Origin of the sequence: Dyella koreensis (genome assembly GCF_044904565.1) — a bacterium.
In the GTDB taxonomy this organism is placed as follows: domain Bacteria; phylum Pseudomonadota; class Gammaproteobacteria; order Xanthomonadales; family Rhodanobacteraceae; genus Dyella_D; species Dyella_D koreensis.
Window position 1 is genome coordinate 220,942 of sequence record NZ_JADIKD010000011.1, and the last position, 20,645, is coordinate 241,586.

17 protein-coding genes are annotated in these 20,645 nt (G+C 61.7%); 10 read left to right on the forward strand and 7 right to left on the reverse strand.

The features are described 5' to 3' along the window. Positions 1–124 precede the first annotated feature (124 nt). A complete protein-coding gene (locus ISS97_RS13065) occupies positions 125–1,303 on the forward strand; it encodes a S1C family serine protease (RefSeq protein ID WP_379983944.1) in 1,179 nt (392 codons plus the stop codon). Between the two features lie 3 nt (positions 1,304–1,306). Here ISS97_RS13065 and ISS97_RS13070 read toward each other — a convergent pair whose 3' ends face one another. Next, positions 1,307–2,416: a lytic transglycosylase domain-containing protein gene (locus tag ISS97_RS13070; protein ID WP_379983945.1), complete on the reverse strand. Its 1,110-nt coding sequence runs from the start codon at positions 2,414–2,416 to the stop codon at positions 1,307–1,309. Positions 2,417–2,636: 220 nt separating this feature from the next. On the opposite strand from ISS97_RS13070, the gene miaB reads away from it, so the two are divergent. After that, positions 2,637–3,983: a tRNA (N6-isopentenyl adenosine(37)-C2)-methylthiotransferase MiaB gene (miaB, locus tag ISS97_RS13075; RefSeq protein ID WP_379983947.1), complete on the forward strand. Its 1,347-nt coding sequence runs from the start codon at positions 2,637–2,639 to the stop codon at positions 3,981–3,983. Between the two features lie 94 nt (positions 3,984–4,077). On the opposite strand, the gene ISS97_RS13080 is transcribed toward miaB, so the two are convergent. From ISS97_RS13080 to ISS97_RS13095, 4 genes are read right to left on the reverse strand one after another with little or no spacing between them, the layout of a single operon-like run. After that, a complete protein-coding gene (locus tag ISS97_RS13080) occupies positions 4,078–5,187 on the reverse strand; it encodes an ABC transporter permease (protein ID WP_379983948.1) in 1,110 nt (369 codons plus the stop codon). Continuing rightward, complete coding sequence (locus tag ISS97_RS13085; RefSeq protein ID WP_379984054.1) at positions 5,184–6,119, reverse strand: ABC transporter ATP-binding protein; 936 nt, start codon at positions 6,117–6,119, stop codon at positions 5,184–5,186. The genes ISS97_RS13080 and ISS97_RS13085 overlap by 4 nt, the downstream gene beginning before the upstream one ends. A gap of 23 nt (positions 6,120–6,142) precedes the next feature. Continuing rightward, positions 6,143–7,111, reverse strand: a complete 969-nt coding sequence (locus tag ISS97_RS13090) for an HlyD family secretion protein (protein ID WP_379984055.1) — start codon at positions 7,109–7,111, stop codon at positions 6,143–6,145. Beyond that, entirely contained in the window at positions 7,111–7,788 is a 678-nt protein-coding gene (locus ISS97_RS13095) for a TetR/AcrR family transcriptional regulator (RefSeq protein WP_379983949.1), read from the reverse strand. The genes ISS97_RS13090 and ISS97_RS13095 overlap by 1 nt, the downstream gene beginning before the upstream one ends. Before the next feature lie 99 nt (positions 7,789–7,887). On the opposite strand from ISS97_RS13095, the gene ISS97_RS13100 reads away from it, so the two are divergent. The 4 genes from ISS97_RS13100 to ISS97_RS13115 all read left to right on the forward strand — a co-directional run bounded on the left by ISS97_RS13100 (position 7,888) and on the right by ISS97_RS13115 (position 11,905). Continuing rightward, positions 7,888–8,868 (forward strand): PhoH family protein, encoded by a 981-nt coding sequence (locus tag ISS97_RS13100; RefSeq protein ID WP_379983950.1) that lies wholly within the window; start codon positions 7,888–7,890, stop codon positions 8,866–8,868. 44 nt (positions 8,869–8,912) lie between these two features. Further along, on the forward strand, positions 8,913–9,365 hold the full coding sequence (ybeY, locus tag ISS97_RS13105) for an rRNA maturation RNase YbeY (protein ID WP_379984056.1): 453 nt from the start codon (positions 8,913–8,915) through the stop codon (positions 9,363–9,365). Between the two features lie 93 nt (positions 9,366–9,458). After that, a complete protein-coding gene (locus tag ISS97_RS13110; protein WP_379983951.1) occupies positions 9,459–10,307 on the forward strand; it encodes an HlyC/CorC family transporter in 849 nt (282 codons plus the stop codon). A 374-nt stretch (positions 10,308–10,681) separates the two neighbouring features. Further along, positions 10,682–11,905, forward strand: coding sequence for a lipoprotein N-acyltransferase Lnb domain-containing protein (locus tag ISS97_RS13115; protein ID WP_379983952.1), 1,224 nt, complete (start codon positions 10,682–10,684; stop codon positions 11,903–11,905). 68 nt (positions 11,906–11,973) lie between these two features. Here the strand turns inward: ISS97_RS13115 and ISS97_RS13120 are convergent, their stop codons facing one another. Next, a complete protein-coding gene (locus ISS97_RS13120; RefSeq protein WP_404580112.1) occupies positions 11,974–13,965 on the reverse strand; it encodes an acyltransferase family protein in 1,992 nt (663 codons plus the stop codon). A gap of 191 nt (positions 13,966–14,156) precedes the next feature. On the opposite strand from ISS97_RS13120, the gene ISS97_RS13125 reads away from it, so the two are divergent. After that, the gene (locus tag ISS97_RS13125; RefSeq protein WP_379983954.1) at positions 14,157–15,179 is read left to right on the forward strand and encodes a magnesium and cobalt transport protein CorA; all 1,023 of its coding nucleotides are present in this window, start codon (positions 14,157–14,159) and stop codon (positions 15,177–15,179) included. 65 nt (positions 15,180–15,244) lie between these two features. Here the strand turns inward: ISS97_RS13125 and ISS97_RS13130 are convergent, their stop codons facing one another. Next, on the reverse strand, positions 15,245–17,350 hold the full coding sequence (locus tag ISS97_RS13130) for a dipeptidyl-peptidase 5 (RefSeq protein ID WP_379983955.1): 2,106 nt from the start codon (positions 17,348–17,350) through the stop codon (positions 15,245–15,247). A gap of 139 nt (positions 17,351–17,489) precedes the next feature. Here ISS97_RS13130 and ISS97_RS13135 point away from each other — a divergent pair, with 139 nt between their 5' ends. The 3 genes from ISS97_RS13135 to ISS97_RS13145 all read left to right on the forward strand — a co-directional run bounded on the left by ISS97_RS13135 (position 17,490) and on the right by ISS97_RS13145 (position 20,595). Then, positions 17,490–19,229, forward strand: a complete 1,740-nt coding sequence (locus ISS97_RS13135) for a peptide MFS transporter (RefSeq protein ID WP_379983956.1) — start codon at positions 17,490–17,492, stop codon at positions 19,227–19,229. Between the two features lie 152 nt (positions 19,230–19,381). Continuing rightward, positions 19,382–19,819, forward strand: a complete 438-nt coding sequence (locus ISS97_RS13140) for a pilin (RefSeq protein ID WP_379983957.1) — start codon at positions 19,382–19,384, stop codon at positions 19,817–19,819. A gap of 332 nt (positions 19,820–20,151) precedes the next feature. Next, the gene (locus ISS97_RS13145; protein WP_379983958.1) at positions 20,152–20,595 is read left to right on the forward strand and encodes a pilin; all 444 of its coding nucleotides are present in this window, start codon (positions 20,152–20,154) and stop codon (positions 20,593–20,595) included. Positions 20,596–20,645 lie beyond the last annotated feature (50 nt).

Genomic DNA, 20,645 nt, shown 5'->3' on the forward strand with positions numbered 1-20,645 from the left:
TTTAGGGGCCGCAAAAATCGCGTTAGTGTAGCGTCAGCCCCTGCCACGTACAATAAAACCGGACAGGCGCCTGCGTCGATCCATCCCCGCCACTCAAGCGCTTCGCCACCAGCCTCCCCACGACATGAAACATGCCGCCGGCACGCTCGCATTTATTGCCCGCTTCGTCATCCTCGGGCTGGCGGTGGCCTTCGTGGTCAGTCTGCTCTGGCCCGGCGTGGGCGATCGCCTGCGCGCCGGCATCGGGTTGCATCCGGCACAACCCGCACAGCGAGCCTCGGCAAGCCCTACCCGCTCAAGCGGCCCCGTCTCCTACGCCGACGCGGTAGCCAAGGCCGCGCCCTCCGTGGTCAACATCTACGCCAACAAGATGGTCACCGAGCAAGGCGTGCAGATGTACTCCGACCCGGTACTGCAGCGCCTGTTCGGCGGCCGTCCCACGGTCTATCAGCGGCGCGAGCAGAGCCTTGGCTCGGGCGTGATCGTAAGCGAACAGGGCTACGTCCTCACCAATAACCATGTGATCGCCAAGGCCGACGACATCCAGGTATTGCTGTACGACGGCCGCGTGGCGAAGGCGCAACTGGTCGGTGCCGATATCGAGACCGACCTCGCCGTGCTGAAGATCGACGTCTCCAATCCGCCGGTCATCCCTCTCGCCGAAGAGCACCCCGCCCGCACTGGCGACGTGGTGCTCGCTATCGGCAACCCGCTCGGCCTCAACCAGACCGTGACCATGGGCATCGTCAGCGCGATCGGACGACAGCTGAGCAGCGCCAACCCGGAAGAATTCATCCAGACCGACGCGGCGATCAACCTCGGCAACTCCGGCGGCGCCCTGGTCAACACCGACGGCGAACTGGTAGGCATTAATACCTTGCTGATCGGCAAGGCTGCCAATGCCGAAGGCATCAGCTTCGCCATCCCGGTGAATAGCGCCAAGAAAGTGCTGGACCAGATCGTCGACAGTGGTCATGTCGTGCGTGGCTGGCTGGGTGTCGACTACGCCTTCGTACCGGTGGCCGCCGACAGTGGCCTGCCCGCCGCCGCGCGTGGCGCGCAAGTCACCGACGTCTACCCGGGCGGCCCCGCCGCACTGGCAGGCATTCAACCGCACGACATCCTACTGCGCATCGGCGACAACGACATTGTCGATGCGGCCGATCTGCGCAAGCGCGAGGCAGCTATCAAGCCGGGCAGCAAAGTGGAAGTTTCAGGCCTGCGCAACGGCAGCCCGTTCCATGTCGAAGTGACGCTGGCCCAACGGCCGCCGATGACACCCACCGCTTCCACGGACAGCTAAAGCTCAACCCCGCCCCGGCCCCTGCGACGACGCCACCGGCGGCCGGATCGCCAGCCCATAGCGTTTGCGCAAGGTACCCACGCGTTCCACGTAAACGCGCGTTTCCGCATACGGCGGCACGCCGCTATAACGCTGCACCGCACCGGCACCGGCGTTGTAAGCCGCCGCCGCAAGTCGCTCATCGCCATTGAAGCTGCGCAACAGCAAGGCCAGATAGCGCGCACCGCCACGGATGTTCTGGCTCGCATCAAAGGCATCGCGCACACCCATATCGCCTGCGGTCGCCGGCATCAGCTGCATCAGCCCTTGCGCACCCTTCATTGACAGGGCACGCGGGTTATACGCGCTTTCGGCGTGGATGATCGCGCGCAGGAACGCTTCATCCAGCCCGAACTCCAAGCTTGCCGCGCGAATAGTGTCGGCATACGCCGTGAGGTTGAGCTGCACGCTGTCCCAATGGATAGGCGAATGCAGGTTGCAGGCAACACACGTTGATATATAGGTGAACAACATGGTGACTGCATGCCCACCCTGCCCGGCGGGCCGCAGGTTGGTGTATTCGACGCTACCGTCCGCGCGCGTCACTCGGTAGACCGCACCACGCAACACCTTGTCGCCCGGAGCCGTCGAAAGATCGGTCTGAGCTACCGCTTCGGGCACTCGCTTTGATTCGCTGTACGTCCATTGCCCAGGCTTGCCTGCCGGCGCGGCCGCATCGACCCGTTTGGCGGAAGTCACCACCGAGCCTTGCACATCGCTCAACGAGGCGACGGGCGGCGCATCCGAAGAAACCGGCCGCCCCGTGGTCTGCACCGCCCCTTGCACACCAGCGAGCGATACCACCGGCGTCGCCGGCGTCGGCTTGCGACGCGGCGCCGGGTCCACCACCGTCGCGATCTTCTGACATCCCTGATAACCCTGCGTGCTGTTGCTATACACCGTCTCGCCGGCCGAACCGGTACAGCGGAACAGGCCACCGGCGTGTGCCGGGGCCGCCGGGAAGCCAAGCAAAAGACCGCACGCCGCCCCCAGCCAGGCCAAGGCCAGGCCGGACCGATACATCCGTGAGGGCGAGCCGCCGATGCTCTCCCCCTGTGGCTCGGCGTCAGACATGGCGCGCAGTGTGCCGCCACCAGCCAGGCAAGCCAAGCACAGAGCTGCCGTTTCGTGCGCGGGGACAAACTTGCCTTCGGGCGAGCCCGGCAAGCCGCCATTGGCAAGCGCAAGTCCCTGATCCCGCTCGCGTCCGTTGCTGGCAGCCCGCCCCGGAGGCGCGTAAACTACGCGGTTCGGCGGCCATCGCCCCTTCTGTCTCGATTCCCGGTACCTCGCCATGAGCGGCAAGCTTTTCATCAAAACCCACGGTTGCCAGATGAACGAGTACGACTCGGCCAAGATGGCCGACGTGCTCAAGGCTTCGCACGGCCTGGAACTGACGCAGGACGAGTCGGAAGCGGACGTGATCCTGATCAATACCTGCTCCATTCGCGAGAAGGCCCAGGAAAAGGTCTTCAGCCAGCTCGGCCGCTGGAAGGAACACAAACAAGGTGGCAAGCCGGTGCTGATCGGCGTGGGCGGCTGCGTGGCCTCGCAGGAAGGCGACGCCATCCTCAAGCGCGCGCCGTATGTGGACCTGGTGTTCGGACCGCAAACCCTGCACCGCCTGCCCGAACTGATCGAAGCCAAGCGCGCCACCGGCAAGTCCCAGGTGGACATCAGCTTCCCTGAGATTGAGAAGTTCGACCGCCTGCCCGAACCGCGCGCGGAGGGTCCGACCGCCTTCGTCTCGATCATGGAAGGCTGCTCCAAGTACTGCTCCTACTGCGTGGTGCCCTACACCCGCGGCGAGGAAATCAGCCGCCCATTCGACGACGTGATCGTCGAAGTCGCCCAGCTCGCTGCGCAGGGCGTGCGCGAAGTGAACCTGCTGGGCCAGAATGTCAACGCCTATCGCGGCGCCACTTACGACGGCGGCATTGCCGACTTGGCCGTACTGATCCACGCCATCGCGCAGATCGAAGGCATCGGCCGCATCCGCTTCACCACCTCGCATCCGCTGGAGTTCTCCGACTCGCTGATCGAGGCCTACGCCAACGTGCCGCAACTGGCCAACTACCTGCACCTGCCAGTGCAGGCCGGTTCGGATCGCATCCTTACCGCGATGAAGCGCGGCTACACGGCACTGGAGTTCAAGCAGAAGATCCGCAAGCTGCGCGCGGTGCGCCCGGATATCTGCATCTCCTCCGACTTTATCGTCGGCTTCCCCGGCGAGACCGACGAGGATTTCGAGAAGACCATGAAGCTGATCGACGACGTCGGCTTCGACCAGAGCTTCTCCTTTATCTTCTCTTCGCGCCCCGGCACACCGGCCGCCAACCTCGCGGACGACACACCGATGGCGGTGAAGCACCAGCGCCTGGAGCGCCTGCAGTCCACCATCAACGCCAACGCCAGGAAGATCAATGAGGCGATGGTCGGCAGCGTGCAGCGCGTGCTGGTTGAAAAGCCGAGCCGCAAGAATCCCAACGAGCTCACCGGCCGCACCGAGAACATGCGCTACGTGAACTTCGCCGCGCCCGCGCGCCTCATCGGTCAGTTCGTGGACGTACTGATTACCGAGGCAATGAGCAATTCATTGCGCGGCCGCGTGGCGACCACGGAAGATCAGCAAGCCGCGTGAAACCCATCCATGTAGGAGCGCACCCTGTGCGCGACCTGACGCATCGCTTCGTCTGGCTCGCGCACAGGGTGCGCTCCTACCAATAGGTCGCTCTTCAATCCAATCGCTTGCGGAAGCGCAGGATCGCCGCGGTCATCATCACTGCGGTGAAGGCCAACAGCGCCAACACATCCACCCATAACTCCCATAGGCTGGCCCCGCGCAACATCACGCCGCGGATCAGGCGCAGGAAGTGCGTGAGCGGCAACACCTCGGCCAGCCATTGCGCCGCCTTTGGCATTCCGGCAAACGGGAACATGAAGCCCGACAGCAGGATTGACGGCAGAAAGACGAAGAAGGTCATCTGCATCGCCTGGAACTGTGACTGCGCCCGTGTCGAGATCAACAGACCCATCGTCAGATTCGCCAGGATCAACAGCCCCGCCGCCAGATAGACGTCCAGCAGACTGCCGCTGATGGGCACTGTGAACAGCCAGCGCCCCAGCGCCAGAATCACCGTGACCTGCACCAAACCAATGGCGATATACGGCAGCACCTTACCCACCATCAGCTCCGCGCTGCTCAGCGGCGTGGCGATCAGCAACTCCATATTGCCGCGCTCCCGCTCTCGCACGATGGCGATGCCAGTGAACAACACCATGGTCATGGTCAGGATCACACCGATCAAACCCGGCACGATATTGATCGCCGAGCGTCGCTGCGGATTATAGAAACTGACGATACTGATCGGCCCACCTTGCGGCGTACTAACCAGCGGCGCGCGCGCGTCCGGCATAGCACTGTCGATCGGAACCTGCGCCAATTGCGCCGCCGCGCTTTGCACTACGTTGTCGCTGCCATCGACCATGACCTGCGCCACCGGCCGGCCGTCGATGCGTCGCCGTTCGAAATCTGGCGGCACCGTCACACCAATGCTGATCTTCCCTCGGCGCAGCATGGCTACCAACTGCTCGGGGGTATCCACACTCGCGACCGGCGTAATCACACCGGTCGCCAACATATCCATCACCAGCGCGCGCGAGCCAGCCGTATTGGCCTGATCCGCAATGCCGGCATCCAGCCCGCGCAGATTGGTGTTGATGGCATAGCCAAACAACACCAGCTGGATCACCGGAATGCCGACAATCATCGCGAGGGTGACGCGGTCGCGGCTCAACTGCCGCAACTCCTTCACCACGATGGCCCAGAGCCGGCGCCAGCTCATGCCGCGCGCTCCTGTGATTCGCGCTTCTCCCGCGTCACTGCAACGAATACGTCTTCGAGATTCGGCGGCACGGATTGCATGACCGCCTGCGGATCAACCTTGGCAAGCGCGGAGCGGAGCGGAGCCAGTGCATCGTCGCCATGCGCATCGTTCACCAATACACGAAGGGCATGCCCCACTTGCGCCACACCGAGCACCTCCGGCAAATCCACCAGCACCCGTTGCGCGCGGCGCGGGTTACCGGAATCAACCACGAAGGTGCGCCCCGCCAGCGCGCCGGCAAGCTCAGTCGGCGTGCCATCCGCCACCAGTACGCCGCGATTGAGGATGGCCAGGCGATGACAACGCTCTGCCTCGTCCATTAGATGCGTGGAGACCAGCAGCGTGGTTCCGCCGTCGGCCAACTCGAACAGCTTTTCCCAGAAATCGCGACGCGACTCTGGATCGACGGCACTGGTCGGCTCGTCGAGGAACAACAATTCCGGATCGTGAATCACCGCACAGGCCAGCGCCAAGCGCTGCTTTTGGCCACCGCTCATGGTGCCGGCCAGTTGTCGCTCGCGGTCGCCGAAGTGGTACTGCTCGATCAACTCACTCACCCGAGCCGGCGTCCGCGTCTTCGGCACACCTTGCACTGCCGCCATGAATTCCAGGTTCTCGCGCACACTGAGGTCTTCGAACAACGAAAACTTCTGCGTCATGTAACCGATGCGACTGCGCAAGGCTTCCGCCTTCTGCGGAATACGCAGACCCAACACGTCGATCTCGCCTTCGCTCGGCGTCAACAAACCGCACAGCATGCGAATGGTGGTGGACTTGCCGGAGCCGTTCGGACCGAGGAAGCCATACACCTGACGGCTCTGTACCTCCAGGTTCACGTGATCGACTGCCACCAGTTCGCCAAAGCGTTTGGTCAAGCCTTGCGCCCGGATCGCAACGCTCGGTCCGTTGGCACTCATTGACCGGCCCCAGGGTAATCGACCCGTACCGGCAGCCCTACGGGGAGATCCGCGGCCTCAGGCCCAAGCGTCAATTCGGCCACATAACTCAGGCGCGCGGCGTCCTCACCAATCAGGGCGTAGTACGGCGTGAACTCGGGTTCGCTGCGGATCAGGCGGATTTTTCCCGCATAGGTTTTGTCACGGCCATTTACATGCACACGCAGCGTATCCCCCACATGCACATGGGCTCGCATCGGCTCTTGCACATAGATACGCGCATAAGGTGCATCACCGGCCAGAAGCACTGCCAACGGCGCACCGACGGGTGCCTGATCGCCAAGCTTGTAGGGAATGCTATCGACACGTCCCGCACGCGGCGCCACCACATCCAGCTTGCCCAGCAGCACCTTTTGCGCTTCGGCCTGCGCCTGCGCGGAAGCGAGCGCGGCTTCGCCCTGCGCAATCTGCTCAGGACGCGTGCCATGCAGCAGCGCATCGAGTGCAGCGCGGGCGGCACCTACCTGTCCGTCTGCGTTGCCCGCCGCAGCGCGGGCGCGATCGAGATCGGCCGCCGCCACATAGTTGTCTTTGCTCAGCGGCAGCAAGCGTTCGTAGTAGGCACGCGCATCACGCGCCTGTGCTTGTGCGGCAGCCAGATCCGCGCGCGCCTTGGCGATATCTTCTTGACGCGGCCCCACGCGCAATTCCAGCAGCGACGCTTGCTGTTGTTGCGCCTGGGCCAGAGCGGTGGCGAGTTCCGCCTGCGTATGCGTCGGATCCAACTTAAGCAATGACTGTCCGGCGACAACCTGCTCACCCTCACGCACACTGACCGCCACCACACGTTCGGCGGCAGGCGCAGGCAGGCTGATGCGGTCGTATTCCAATGTGCCCAACGCCTGCGGAGGCGCTTTTGAGCAAGCAGCGAGCATCGCCACGCAAACCAGCAACAGGATGCGAGTTACAACACGTGCGTTGCCCATCATGGGGAGCCTCCCGAATCACTCACACCAACGCCATCTTTCAGCAGCGCCAGCGTGTGGGTGATCATCGCCTGCGGCCCCAGGTCATCCGCCTGGAACACGCGCCGCCAGATCGGTGCACCCGCGGCGGGAAACAGGGTCAGGCCCACCATCGACACCACCAGCAAACGGGGATCGAGGGCCGGATTCAAACGGCCGGATGCCTGCGCCGCGGCGAACCGCTGCGCCAGCATCTGCGGAAGGCTGGGAATGAGTTGATTGAACAACACCTCGCGCAGCTCACCGCCCTCGCACAGCACTTCGCGCACCCACAGCGGCGGCAGCCACGGATGCCGCGCCACCACTTCACCCACGCCCTGCACAAACCCCGTCACCAGCTCCGCGGGATCGTCGCCGGCGGCGGCCAGATGCTGGCGCATCGACGCCAGCGCCGGCTGCAAGCGTTCTTCGATCAGCGCCTGCTTCAGTTGCGCCTTGTCGCCAAAGTAGTAGTGCAGCATCGCCGGCGTGACGCCGGCATCGGTCGCGATGGCGCGCAGCGGCGTCGCGCCGATCCCGTCGCGGGCAAAGCGCGCGATGGCGACATCCAGCAGATGCGCGCGCAGGTCGCGGTCTTCCCCGCTGGGCCGGCCGGCGCTGCGCCGACGAGAGGTGGCCTGAGTCTTCGGCTTGGTCATGCGATTAAATTAATTAAATGATTAATTACTTACAAGTGCCGCCCGATCCCCGCCATCCCGGTAGCCCTGGCACCTGCTGCGCGCTACTCTCGCGCGCCTATGACTGAGCTCAATCAGCGCGACTTCGCGCTCGACCCAGAAGACAACGCCCGCCTCGCCAATCTCTGCGGCCCATTCGACGAACATCTGCGCCAGATCGAACTGCGCCTCGGCGTGGAAATCGACCATCGCGGCAACCTGTTCCAGGTGATCGGCGAGGACGCCGCCGCCAAGGCCGCGGAGAAAGTGCTGCGCGCGCTCTACGCCGGCACGGAGAACGAATCGCTGACCGGCGCCAAGATCAACCTGCACCTGGCCGAGTCCGGCATCGACGCGATCACCGCGGATGCGGCGGAAAGCGCACAGGAGGTGGTGATCAAGGTCAAACGCGGGGTGGTCAAAGGTCGCGGCCCCAACCAGGCTCGCTACCTGCACGCGATCACGACGCACGACATCAGCTTCGGCGTCGGCCCCGCTGGCACCGGCAAGACGTATCTCGCGGTCGCCAGCGCGGTGGAAGCGCTGGAAGCTAATCGCGTGCAGCGCCTGCTGTTGGTGCGCCCCGCGGTGGAAGCTGGCGAAAAGCTCGGCTTCCTGCCTGGCGACCTGTCGCAGAAAGTCGACCCGTATCTGCGCCCGCTCTACGACGCGCTGTACGAAATGCTCGGCTTCGAAAAGGTCGCCAAACTGATCGAGCGCAACGTGATCGAAATCGCACCCCTTGCCTATATGCGCGGCCGCACGCTCAACGACTCTTACGTGATTCTCGACGAAGCGCAGAACACCACAGTCGAACAGATGAAGATGTTCCTGACCCGCATCGGCTTCGGCTCGGTGGCGGTGATCACCGGCGACGTCAGCCAGATCGACCTGCCGCGCCATGTGCGCTCAGGCCTGCGCCACGCCATCGAGGTGCTGCGCGGTGTGGACGGCATCAGCTTTACCTTCTTCACCTCGCGCGACGTGGTGCGCCACCCATTGGTGGCCAAGATCGTGCGCGCCTACGAGGCCTTCGAGCAGAAAGACGAGGCAGCGAAGTGAGCCCGGCTCGCAAGACGACCTCCGCTACCGCCAAACCGGCGTCCGTGCTGCAGCTCTCGGTCGGCTATGCCGTGGCGCGCGCCGGCGTGCCGTCCTCCGCCAGCTTCCGCCAGTGGGCCGAGGCGGCTCTGCGCGGCGCCCGCCGACGCAAGGCAACGGAATTATCGATCCGCATCGTCGACACCGACGAAGGCCGCGCCCTCAATCGCGACTATCGCGACAAGGACTACGCCACCAACGTGCTGTCGTTTCCGGCCGAACTGCCGCCGGGCATCGACCTGCCACTAATCGGCGACCTCGCCATCTGCGCCCCGGTGGTGGCCCGCGAAGCCACCGAACAGGGCAAGCGTCCGCGTGATCACTGGGCACACATGACCGTGCACGGCGTGCTCCATCTGCTCGGCTACGACCACATCGAGGACGCCGAAGCCGAGGCGATGGAAGCCCTGGAAACCCGCATCCTTGCAGGGCTCGGCATCAGCGATCCCTATGCCTGAGCGGGCATAGCCCTGGGCTTGAGCTCTGAATTGTCACGAATTTTCAGCTAGACTGGGGTTTCCGCCCGAGTTTGGGCTGCATTTACAAGAGTAATGAACGAGGACCCTGGCAGTACCAACGGCCCGGCCCACCGCAAGTGGTGGGATCGACTGGGCCATTTGTTTTCCGGCGAGCCGCGCAATCGCGAAGAGCTGATTGAAGAGCTGCGCTCCGCCCAGGCCAACGGCCTGATGTCGAACGACACCCTCACCATGGTCGAGGGCGCTATCAAGGTCACCGAGCTGAGCGTGGACGATGTGATGGTCCCGCGCGCCCAGATCGTGATGCTTTCCGCCGACGCCCCGCTGAGCGAGATCCTCGCCACTGTGGTGGAATCCGGCCACTCCCGCTTCCCCGTGCACGGCGATGACAAGGACGAGATCCTCGGCATCCTGCTGGCCAAGGATCTGCTGAAGTTCGTCGGCGACGGCAACAGCTTCAGCATCGCCACGATTCTGCGCCCCGCCGTGCTGATCCCCGAGGCCATGCGCCTCAACGTGCTGCTGGCGGAGTTCCGCCACACCCGCAACCACATGGCGCTGGTGGTGGATGAGTACGGCGGCGTCGCCGGCCTCATCACCATTGAGGACGTGCTGGAACAGATCGTGGGCGAGATCGACGACGAACACGATGACGAAGAAGAGCCCCAGCTGATGCACGAGCAGGCTGGCGGTGGCTGGCTGGTCAGCGCACTTACCCCGATCGCCGACTTCAACGAGCAGGCCGGCGCGTCGTTCTCCGACGAAGAATTCGACACCGTGGGCGGCATGACCACCTCCGAGTTCGGCCACCTGCCCGAAGTGGGCGAGGAAATCGCCATCGGCGGCTATCTGTTCCACGTCACCGAGGCGGACGATCGCCGCGTGCAGCAGTTCCGCGTTACCCGTCCAGCGGAAGACTGAGCCAGACCTCCGTCGTAAGGGACCCTCTGGTCTATCCACGCAGGCGTCACCATGGCTGTTTGCGCGCAGATCGCCGTTGCGCTGCCGAAGGCAGACTGGCCGTCTGTTGAGGCAGCGTGGCGGTGAGCTGCGCGCAAACAGCCATGGCCCTCACCTACGAAATTTTCAATGACAGGGTGATATCCAGCAAGGGCGCTACCGCTGCCGCGCGGCTCGACCTGACGGCCAGTCAGGCGCTTCGCCACGCGGCAGCGGTAGCGCCCTTGCTGGATATCATGACACCTGCGTGGAATAGACCAGAGGGTCCCCAGCGCTGTCGCGACGGAGGCCACTCCTGCAAAATGGTCGGACGCCTTAAACCGGAACGCCCGCCGATGAGCCTGACTGCTCGCATCCTCCTGTTGCTCGCCCTGCTGCTGGCCGCGCTGTCGCCAGCCCATGCCGGCGTGGCGAACGCACCAGGTGCGAATCTCGAAGTCTCGCTGATCACCTACGGTCCTGGCGAAACCTACTGGGAGCGCTTTGGCCACGACGCCATCGAGCTGCGCGATACCGTCAGCGGCGAAGCGATCAACTTCAACTACGGCGTGTTCGATTTCGACGAGCGCGGCTTCCTGTTCAACTTCGCACGCGGCCGCATGCATTACCTGATGGATGCAGCGCCGACCGAAATGGATCAGCGCTACTACATCGAATCCGGCCGCTCGGTAACGCGTCAGACGCTGGCGCTCACCGCCGAACAGGCGAGCGCACTGCGCGATTTCCTCCTGTGGAATCTGCGCCCGGAAAACGTGCGCTACGACTACGACTACTACGCCGACAACTGCACCACGCGTGTACGCGATGCGCTGAACCGCGCCTTGGGCGGCATCCTGCAGAAGCAGCTCGAAGCGCGCGCTGGCGGCATGACTTATCGCCAGCAAACCGCCCGCCTGATGAGCGCCCAGCCATGGCTGATGCTGATTCTCGATCTCGGCCTCGGCCCGTACGCCGATCAGCCACTCAGCGCCTGGGAGGAAAGCTTCCTGCCAATGGTGTTGCAACGCGAACTGGCCCACACGCAAGTCAGCGATGGCCAGGGAGGCACGCGCCCGCTGGCGCAGGACGACGGTCAACTGATCTCGCCCAACCGCCTGGACGTACCACCGGATCAGGCTCCCGACCTGCGCCTGCCCTTGGCACTTGCTGGTGTCGTGTTCGCCGCCCTGCTTATCCTCGCCGCCCGCTTCTGGCCCATCGGCCTCGCCTTCCTCGGCTCCATCTACCTCGTCGCCGCCGGTATCGTCGGCGTGCTGCTTCTGGTGCTGTGGACCCTCACCACCCACCACTCCGCCTGGGCCAACGCCAACCTGCTGCTATTCAACCCACTCGCGCTTGCGCTGCTGCCCACACTTTGGCGCACCCGTCGCGGCATGGCCGCTTCGCGCTGGGCCGACAAGATCATCGTGCTGCAACTGCTGGCACTGGTCGTGGCCGTGCTTCTGCATCTGCTGCCGGGCGTCGTGCAACAGAATCAGCCGTGGCTGCTGTTTGCGCTGCCGTGCTGGTTGGCTTTGTCGTGGTCGCTGCGACGGGGGCTGCGCAAACTCCACGTGTAAATTTGCAGCGAAACCAACGAAGTTCCTGCAGGCACTACCCTCGAATGTCACTTGCCCAGACAGCTCATTTAATGAGTCGTCGCAGAATCACCTTGTCCACTCGACAACTGATCCATAGCAAGCCGCTGCTCCACTGCCTTCCCTAGCGACTCGGAAAAACTTGCCGTCATGTGCTGCGAATCGCGGAAGACAATTTTTCCCTGCAGCTCTGCACGGCACACTCCATCGGGACAAACCAGGTCGTTCAGATCCATTGCCGTGGCGTTCCCATAACGGGAAGTGGCCCGTTGCAACCAATGAAAGACCATGTCTGCATGCGCATTGCTCAAAGGTGCGCTGCAAGTTCGCAGAGCGCTCAGCCACTTGGGACGCCCTTGATTCTCCGCGAGGCAATCTGGCCCATCAAAAGGCAGGCTAGGCGTGCCACGCAGCACATAAATGTGCCCAGAAACAGGACTGACAACATTCAGTACCCTGGAAGAACCTTCAATCCACTGCGATTCCGTAAACCCATTTGACGCGGCCGACCCAAGCAGAACTACATCCGGCTTGATCGCCGCCACCTGAGAAAGCGACGCAGCACGCCAAGCTGCGCACTCTGTATATTCGCGTCCAATTCGGCCATAGAAGAAAGATACGTCTACCATCGGACATGCCGACTTGGTCAGAACCAGTAGACGCCAATCAGGTCGATGGAAGGCACTTGCGACTGCCGGAAACCATTGACCAGCAATGCTATCCCCCATCAACACCGCCGTATGTCTAGCGTCCTCGGGTCCAAAAGCGCAGATATTCACCCGACTACTTTGATACCAATCGTCACACCCCTGCGAATAGATGATAGGCGCATCCATATGAGCCCTCGTAAATCGCTGCGTCGCGGGACTCACCATCTGATCGGACGCTTGGTTGAACCAATGAATGGAACCCACATTGGCTGCGACCATGATCGCAGCCGCCCCGATCAACGCTGCCCGCCGATGGGTTAGCCAACCCGACTGGTGACGAATCGGCGCCTCGATCACTACGTAGGAAGCTATAGCCAATACCAGCGAGACAAGCACCTCGACGGCTCGATAGCCAGGGCTGTTGACACCAAATGCAAAACGCCCAAGGAGAAGCACAGGCCAATGCCACAGGTACCAAGAGTAGGAAATCCTTCCAATCATCTGCATAGGCCCCCAGGACAATAGTCTCGAGACACCCGCCATAGAGCGACTATGTCCAGCAGCCAAAACACAGCCCGCCCCTATGGTTGGCAAAAGAGCCCACCATCCCGGATAGGACAAGTTGGCATTGAGCAATAGCCCTGCACCAACGATCAGACCCAAACCTGCCCACCCGGCCAGATACAACCCCTTATATTCGACATTGCCCACATAAGGGCCGACGTTGTTGTTGCCATCCCGTTGAAACTGCAGCCAAACGAGCGCCCCCAGAGAGAACTGCCATGCACGCATTGGCATCATGTAGAACGCCATCTGCGGCGACAGCTTGGTAAGCGCCACACATGACACGAAACTGACGAGAAAAATAATGAACATCGCCACTTTCAGCCGCGCAAAGTTTTTGCTGCCGCTTCTCCCAATAAAAATTGCCAACAACAAGGCCGGCCATAGCAGATAAAACTGCTCCTCAACCCCCAAGGACCAAGTGTGAAGAAACAGGTTGGACTCGCTTCCAGAAGAGAAGTAGTCCAGCTTGGCCAGCGCGAAATGGACATTGCTCAGCCAAACTGCCGCCATAGCAGCAGCACTTGCCTGCCCACGCTGCTCGACAGGCGCCAACAACTGCGCCGCCAAAAGACAGGTAACTAACAACATGACAAGAAGCGCCGGCAAAAGTCTGCGCAAGCGCCTCACATAGAAAGTCAAGAAATCGAGCCGATTGCTACCGACCATTTCCTGCACAAGCAAGCCTGTAATCAGGTACCCAGAAAGGACAAAAAAAACGTCTACCCCGACGAAACCGCCTGCGAGCCAGGGCACTCCGGCATGGGCGGCTACCACCAAGAGAATGGCGACGGCACGAAGCCCCTCAATGTCGCCACGAAAACCCAACCGATACTCTTTCGTCCCCATTGATCGACCATGCCCCTGTATTTTCGATCGGCTAAGACGGGATCTTATCCTTTCTGCCCTTGATGCAACTGGCAGAACATCACAACACCGACCCGGCTCCTGAGCCATCCATGCGAGCACTAGGCCTCCTCTGATTGCCCTTAGCTGCATGAAAACGGCATCATTCCGGTATGTCGCCACCCAATCTGTCCGCCTCGCCAGCCCCATCCGCCGAAACCGGCATGGTCGTCAACTGCGTCGCGTACAACAAACGCGACGGCGAGCGCATTGGCGACATCACGCTGGATGCCATCAGCGATGTGCTGAAAGAACCAGACACCTTCGTCTGGGTCGGGCTACACGAACCCGACGAATCGTTGTTGCTGAAGTTGCAGGAGGAGTTCGACCTGCATGATCTTGCGATTGAGGATGCGCAACACGCGCATCAGCGCACCAAGATCGAGACCTACGGCGATTCACTGTTTATCGTGGTGCAGACGGCGCAACTGGTGAATGGCCACATCGCCTTCGGCGAGACCCATATCTTCCTCGGCCCGCGCTATCTGGTCACCGTGCGCCACGGCGCATCGCTGTCGTATGCGCCGGCGCGACGCGCCTGCGAGCACACGCCCGACCTGCTCGCCATCGGCCCCAGCTACGGCCTCTATGGCGTGCTCGACTTCATCGTCGACAACCTGCTGCCGATCGTGCGCGAGTTCCGTGAAGAACTCCAGGAACTCGAGAAGGACATCTTTGCCGACACCTTCAACCGCGGCACGGTGCGACGTCTGTACGACATGCAGCGCGACCTGATGACCCTGCGCCTGGCTGCCGCGCCCCTGCAGGACATCATCAGTCAGCTGGTACGCATGCATCCGCATCTGATTCAGGACGAGCTGCGCGCCTATTTCCGCGACGTCTACGACCACGTGTTCCGGGTCAACGAATCCATCAGCGCCATGCGCGAAATGTTGGCAGCGGCGATCAGCGTCAACCTGTCACTAGTGACCTTCAATCAGAATGAAGTGATGAAGAAGCTGGCGGGCTGGGCCGCAATGCTCGCCGCTCCCACGCTGATCACCAGCTGGTATGGCATGAACTTCACGCATATGCCCGAGCTCAGCCAGCCATGGGCCTACCCATTGATCGTCATCGTCGTTGCCAGCGTCGTCGCGGGCATTTTCGTTGGATTGAAACGCGCGAAATGGTTCTGAGCAGCTCGCGATAGGCAAAAAAGAAAACGGCGCATCAAGGGCGCCGTTTTCTCATGCATGCCAGCTTACTTGCCGGCTTTCTTACCTGCGTCCTTCGCCGTCCACTGCTTCAGCCAGGCATTCACCGTCTCGTGCCACTGCACGCTGTTCTGCGGCTTCAGCACCCAGTGATTCTCGTCAGGGAAGTGCAGCAATTGGCTCGGAATGCCACGGCGCTGCAGCGCGGTGAACGCGCCAAGCCCCTGCGTATCCGGAATGCGGAAATCCTTGGCGCTATGGACAACCAGCATCGGCACGCGCCAGTCCTTCACATGATTGACCGGATTGAACTTCTCGTAGTTCTGCGGATGGTCATACTGCGTGCCGCCGTTTTCCTTTTCTTCGAACCACAGCTCTTCGGTGTCGTAGTACATGGCACGCGCATCGAACACACCGTCGTGATCCACCAGGCACTTCCACGGTTCGTTCCACACACCAGCCATCCAATACACCATGTAGCCGCCGTAGCTGGCGCCCAGCGCACAGGCGCGATCGCCATCCAGGAAGCTGTACTTGCCCAGTGCAGCCTTCCAGCCGGCCTTCAGATCATCCAGCGGCTTGCCACCCCAGTCGCCCGAGATGGAGTCTGTGAATGCCTGCCCATAACCCGTGGAACCATGGAAGTTGATGGTGACCACTGCGAAACCCTGGCCCGCATACGTCTGCGGATTCCAGCGGTAACTCCATCCATTGTTCATTGCACCCTGCGGGCCGCCGTGGATGATGAAAGCCACCGGGTACTTCTTGCCGGACTTGTAGCCCACCGGCTTGACTACGTAGCCCTGCACCGTTTCGTTATTCCAACCCTTGAAGGTGAAGAACTCAGCATCACCCGTCTGCGCGTTCTTCAGGCGCTGCTCGTTGTAGTGCGTTACCTGCTTGAGGCTCTTGCCGCGCAAATCGGCCACATACAGATCGGCCGGTCGCTTGAGGTCGTCACGCTCCACCAGCAGATGCGACTTGCCTAGCGCATAACCACCGACCGCACCACTGGTGACCAACGTGTCCACCTTGCCGCTCTCAACATCAATGGCAAACAAGGGATGCTGACCGTTGTCGTCGGCGGTTGCGTACAACGTCTTGCCGTCGTCCGAAATCTTCAGACCACCGGCAGAGCGATCCCAATTTGGGGCGACTTCGCGCTTCTGCCCGCTGCCGAGATCCAACGCCATGATGCCGAAACGGTCCGCCTCGGAGCCCGGCTCCTTCATGGCCAGGTAATACAGCGTTTTGCCATCCGGCGAAGGCACCGGGTACGCATCCCAGGCGAGGTTGGCTGCCGTGAGATTCCTGGGCGCAGCCGAACCATCCGCCGGCACACTGAACACGTCGAAGTTGGTCGACCACGGCTCGGTCTTGCCGGCAATGCGCGCATCGAAATACACCGTGCTGCCGTCTGGCGAGAAAGCGAACTCGTCATCGCCACCGAACGGTTTGCTGGGCACATCGCCATCGATACCACGACTCAACAGACGAGGATGCTCGTCGCTACCGCTCAAGTCGGTGATGTAGAGCTGCGCGCGGCGCCCATCGGCCCAGGTGTCCCAATGGCGCACGAACAGTTTGTTGTAAACGGTGCCAGTCGACTTGTCCGCTTCGCGGCCGTCGAGGCGCTCCTTGGTGCAGGCCAGATCGGCGCAATCGGTAAATACGTCGAACGTCAGCAAGGCCTGCTTGCCATCTGGCGAGAGCTTGAAACCGTTGACGTCGATCGGCACGTGGGTGATCTGGCTGGACGTGGCGGCCGTCTTGCCTAGCAGGTCCGACGTTGGCTTGTTCGAGCCCCAGCGCCATAACTGCGACACACCATCTTTTGCCGCCAGGTAGTAGACGGAACCGTCCTCCGCCCAGCGTGGCGAAGAACCCTTCTCCACGATCTTGACCGGCTTGCCGTTCGCCTGCTGCAGATCCAGCACGTAGATCGACGTAACGCCCTTATTGGCGGCGTAGTCGGTACTGCGCACGGTGTACAGCGCATAGCGCCCATCCGGCGACAGCTGCGGATCACCGACGCGATCCATCATCACCAGATCACGGATGGTGAAGGGGTGCGGCGCGTGGTTCTCGACCTCGGCCGCGACCACGGGGACAGTCGCCAGCGCGAGCGCCAGCGCGACAAACAGGGGCTTCATAAGCGGGATTCCCTTGGCGTTGCGAAAGCCAAGACGGTAAGTGCCCGTGCGGCGAGACGCAAGGAATAACGCAGCACGCCAGCGGCGCTTCCGGGCGGCCTGCCATCGCTATACTCGACTCTTTTGTGCCCGTGTGCCCATGACCGACACCGCCACGCTCGCCGCGACATCCGTAGCCACCGACCTTCCCGACGAGCTGTTCGGCCACCCGAAAGGCCTGTACGTGTGCTTCTTCACCGAGATGTGGGAGCGCTTCTCCTTCTACGGCATGAAGGCGCTGCTGGCGCTCTACCTGATCAAACACCACGGCTTCAGCGACGCGGAAAGCCTGTCAGTGCTCGGCGCCTATGGCGGCCTGGTCTATGCCACACCCGTACTGGGCGGGCTGCTGGCGGACCGGTATCTAGGCATGCGCAAAGCCGTCGTGCTGGGTGGCGTACTGCTCTGCCTCGGCCATCTCGGCATGGCCGTCGAAGGACACGCTGCAACCATCGGCGCAGATGGGACCGTGCATCGCGACCTGTTCGCGCTGAGCGTGTTCTATCTGTCGCTGGCCCTGATCATCAGTGGCGTCGGCTTTCTCAAACCGAACATCTCCACCGTCGTGGGCAAGCTGTATCCCGAAGACGATCCGCGCCTCGATTCCGGCTTCACCCTGTTCTATGCCGGCATCAACGTGGGCGCCTTGTTCTCCGCACTGATCTGCGGCTACCTCGGCGACCGCTTCGGTTGGGGCTACGGCTTTGGCGCCGCCGGCATCGGCATGCTCGCCGGATTGACCGTTTTCCTCACCGGCCAGAAGTACCTGCAAGGCCACGCCGAGCCGCCGAACCCGGAGGCACTGCGCCGTCGCCTGCTCGGGCCATTGAATGTGGAGTGGACTATCTACCTCTGCGCCGCGCTCGCGCTGCCTGTGTTGTGGGCGCTGATGCAACTGGGTAGCGCTGTGCTATGGCTGCAATTGCTGACCATGGCCGCATGGCTGAGCTGGCTCGGCTGGTATGTCACCACGCGCTGCACGCCCGTACAGCGACAGCAGATGCTCGCCTGCGTGTTCTTCGTGGCGATCTGCCTGCTGTTCTTCGCGCTGTATGAGCAGACCTACGGCTCATGGGTGCTGTTCAACGATCGCATGCTGACCAAGGACCTGTTTCCTTCGCTGGTGATTCGCGAAGGCCATCCGGTGCCATGGTCGATACTTCCGCTGCTGCTCAGCCCCTTCGTCGTAGCTGCGGCTCTGCGCATGCGCGCCGGCCCGATGCCTACATTCCTGCTGGGCGGCCTTACCTTGCTTGGCACCGTGCTTATCGTCCGAGACTGCATCGTGCTGCCGCAAAGTGCCAGCTCACTCACCTACCTCGGCGCACTCTTCATCGTGCTGCTATCGCCGATCATGGCGTGGCTATGGCCATTTCTCGAACGCCACGGGATGAACCCATCCAAGCCCGTTAAAAGTGCGATCGGGCTTGCCTTTGCCGGGCTCGCCTTCCTGCCATTGATTGCCGGTAACCAGACAGTGGGTGCTGATGGCCTCGGCAGTGTGTGGTGGATCGTGCTGGCTTATCTGCTTATCGAAATCGGCGAAGTCGCACTCTCGCCCATCGGCCTGTCAGCCGTGACGCAACTTTCCGTACCGCAGGTTGCCGGGTTGATGATGGGCGCATGGTGGCTGGGGACATCCTTCTCCGAACAACTTGCATCCATCTTCGGCAAGTTCGCGGCGCTGGATATACCGGCGGATGGGAGGATCGATATGGTGGTGGCGCAGGCGAAGTATGGGGAGCTGTTCCAGCATATGGTCTGGCTGGGACTAGGGGCTGCCGTGGTTGCGCTGGTTTTGACGCCGGTGGTCAGGCGGTGGATGCATGGAGTGAGGTAAGACCGGCAAACACTCAAGCCAGGCCTAGCCTAGAGCGTGCTTCGCATCACGAAATCCTATTGCACCTCTAACTCTAACCACTCAGCCAGCCCCCTTTCTTTCTCTTGGTACAAAACATGCCTTTCCCTTGTCGATACATACAGGGGACTGACATGTTGCGCCAACGTCTTGCCAAGGGCTTTACCTTGATCGAGCTGATGATCGTCGTGGCGATCATCGCAATTCTTGCCGCCATCGCGATTCCCGCGTATCAGGACTACGTCATCCGCGCACAAGTTACGGAGGGAATGGTGCTGTCTACTGGCGCAAAGGGGGCGATATGGGATTTCCTTTCCAATACTGGCCGCTATCCAGGCAACAACCAATCCGCTGGATTGGCTAACAACACGTCAATCAGAGGCGACTATGTGTCTAGCGTCGATGCTAGAGGTGGCGCTATTACCATTGAATATAAGGGGCCGAGCGCTAACGCAGCGATCCAAAACCAGCTGCTCATACTTTCTCCCATTAGCCAAGCGGGGAGTATTTTGTGGACATGCACTCGAAGCACGCTTGACCCTAAATACTTACCGACTGCTTGCCGGAAATAGTACGTAGGCAGATCAGTGAAAAGTGACCAAAAAGGTCACTTGCCGCCCATTCGCGACAACTCTTAGACGTGCTACAGGGTTCACGCTTTTTACGATAAGAATGCCTCTGCGAATAGGCTTGTGGGCTTTCGTGACCATGTGCACAATCCATACACCTATTGCTGTGAGGCAATACACCAGCGGTTGTCATGGCACATATGCTGCTTGAACATTCGCGAGCTTCCTGGTCGTTCCTGACCGCAATTGTGGGGTCCGATCCCGCCTAGGGGGATTCGGGACCGGGGCTCAGGGGGCAATTCAACGGTTAGCTAACCAAAATACAGAGGACCACCATGAAGAAGAACATCCAGAAAGGCTTCACCCTGATCGAATTGATGATCGTCGTGGCGATCATCGCGATCCTGGCCGCCATCGCCATTCCGGCTTACCAGGACTATGTGATTCGTGCACAGGTGTCTGAAGGTTCCGTGCTGTCCGATGGCGCCAAGACCGCCATCTCCGAGTTCTACAATAACAAGGGCTATTTCCCGAGCATCAATTCGTCGGCTGGTCTTGCCCTCGCAGCCCAGATCAATGGCAAGTACGTAAGCCAGGTCGATGCCTCGAGCGGCATCATCAAGGCAAAGTTCGGCAACCAGGCCAACAGCAAGATCAATGGCAGCGTTCTTGCGTTCTCGGCTATCACCGGAGCTGGCAGCATCTCTTGGAATTGCAAATCCACCAACGGTCAAACCAACGTTGACCCGAAGTACCTGCCGACCGCTTGCCGCACTTAATAGTCGCCTAGCGCCTGCATGATCCAAAGGGCCGCCTTGCGCGGCCCTTC

Bases quoted from the DNA above. Each gene is read 5' to 3' on its own strand.
- ISS97_RS13065 (WP_379983944.1), top strand. From the start codon at position 125: ATGAAACATGCCGCCGGCACGCTCGCATTTATTGCCCGCTTCGTCATC.
- ISS97_RS13070 (WP_379983945.1), bottom strand. From the start codon at position 2,416: ATGTCTGACGCCGAGCCACAGGGGGAGAGCATCGGCGGCTCGCCCTCA.
- miaB (WP_379983947.1), top strand. From the start codon at position 2,637: ATGAGCGGCAAGCTTTTCATCAAAACCCACGGTTGCCAGATGAACGAG.
- ISS97_RS13080 (WP_379983948.1), bottom strand. From the start codon at position 5,187: ATGAGCTGGCGCCGGCTCTGGGCCATCGTGGTGAAGGAGTTGCGGCAG.
- ISS97_RS13090 (WP_379984055.1), bottom strand. From the start codon at position 7,111: ATGGGCAACGCACGTGTTGTAACTCGCATCCTGTTGCTGGTTTGCGTG.
- ISS97_RS13095 (WP_379983949.1), bottom strand. From the start codon at position 7,788: ATGACCAAGCCGAAGACTCAGGCCACCTCTCGTCGGCGCAGCGCCGGC.
- ISS97_RS13100 (WP_379983950.1), top strand. From the start codon at position 7,888: ATGACTGAGCTCAATCAGCGCGACTTCGCGCTCGACCCAGAAGACAAC.
- ISS97_RS13110 (WP_379983951.1), top strand. From the start codon at position 9,459: ATGAACGAGGACCCTGGCAGTACCAACGGCCCGGCCCACCGCAAGTGG.
- ISS97_RS13115 (WP_379983952.1), top strand. From the start codon at position 10,682: ATGAGCCTGACTGCTCGCATCCTCCTGTTGCTCGCCCTGCTGCTGGCC.
- ISS97_RS13125 (WP_379983954.1), top strand. From the start codon at position 14,157: ATGTCGCCACCCAATCTGTCCGCCTCGCCAGCCCCATCCGCCGAAACC.
- ISS97_RS13130 (WP_379983955.1), bottom strand. From the start codon at position 17,350: ATGAAGCCCCTGTTTGTCGCGCTGGCGCTCGCGCTGGCGACTGTCCCC.
- ISS97_RS13135 (WP_379983956.1), top strand. From the start codon at position 17,490: ATGACCGACACCGCCACGCTCGCCGCGACATCCGTAGCCACCGACCTT.
- ISS97_RS13140 (WP_379983957.1), top strand. From the start codon at position 19,382: ATGTTGCGCCAACGTCTTGCCAAGGGCTTTACCTTGATCGAGCTGATG.
- ISS97_RS13145 (WP_379983958.1), top strand. From the start codon at position 20,152: ATGAAGAAGAACATCCAGAAAGGCTTCACCCTGATCGAATTGATGATC.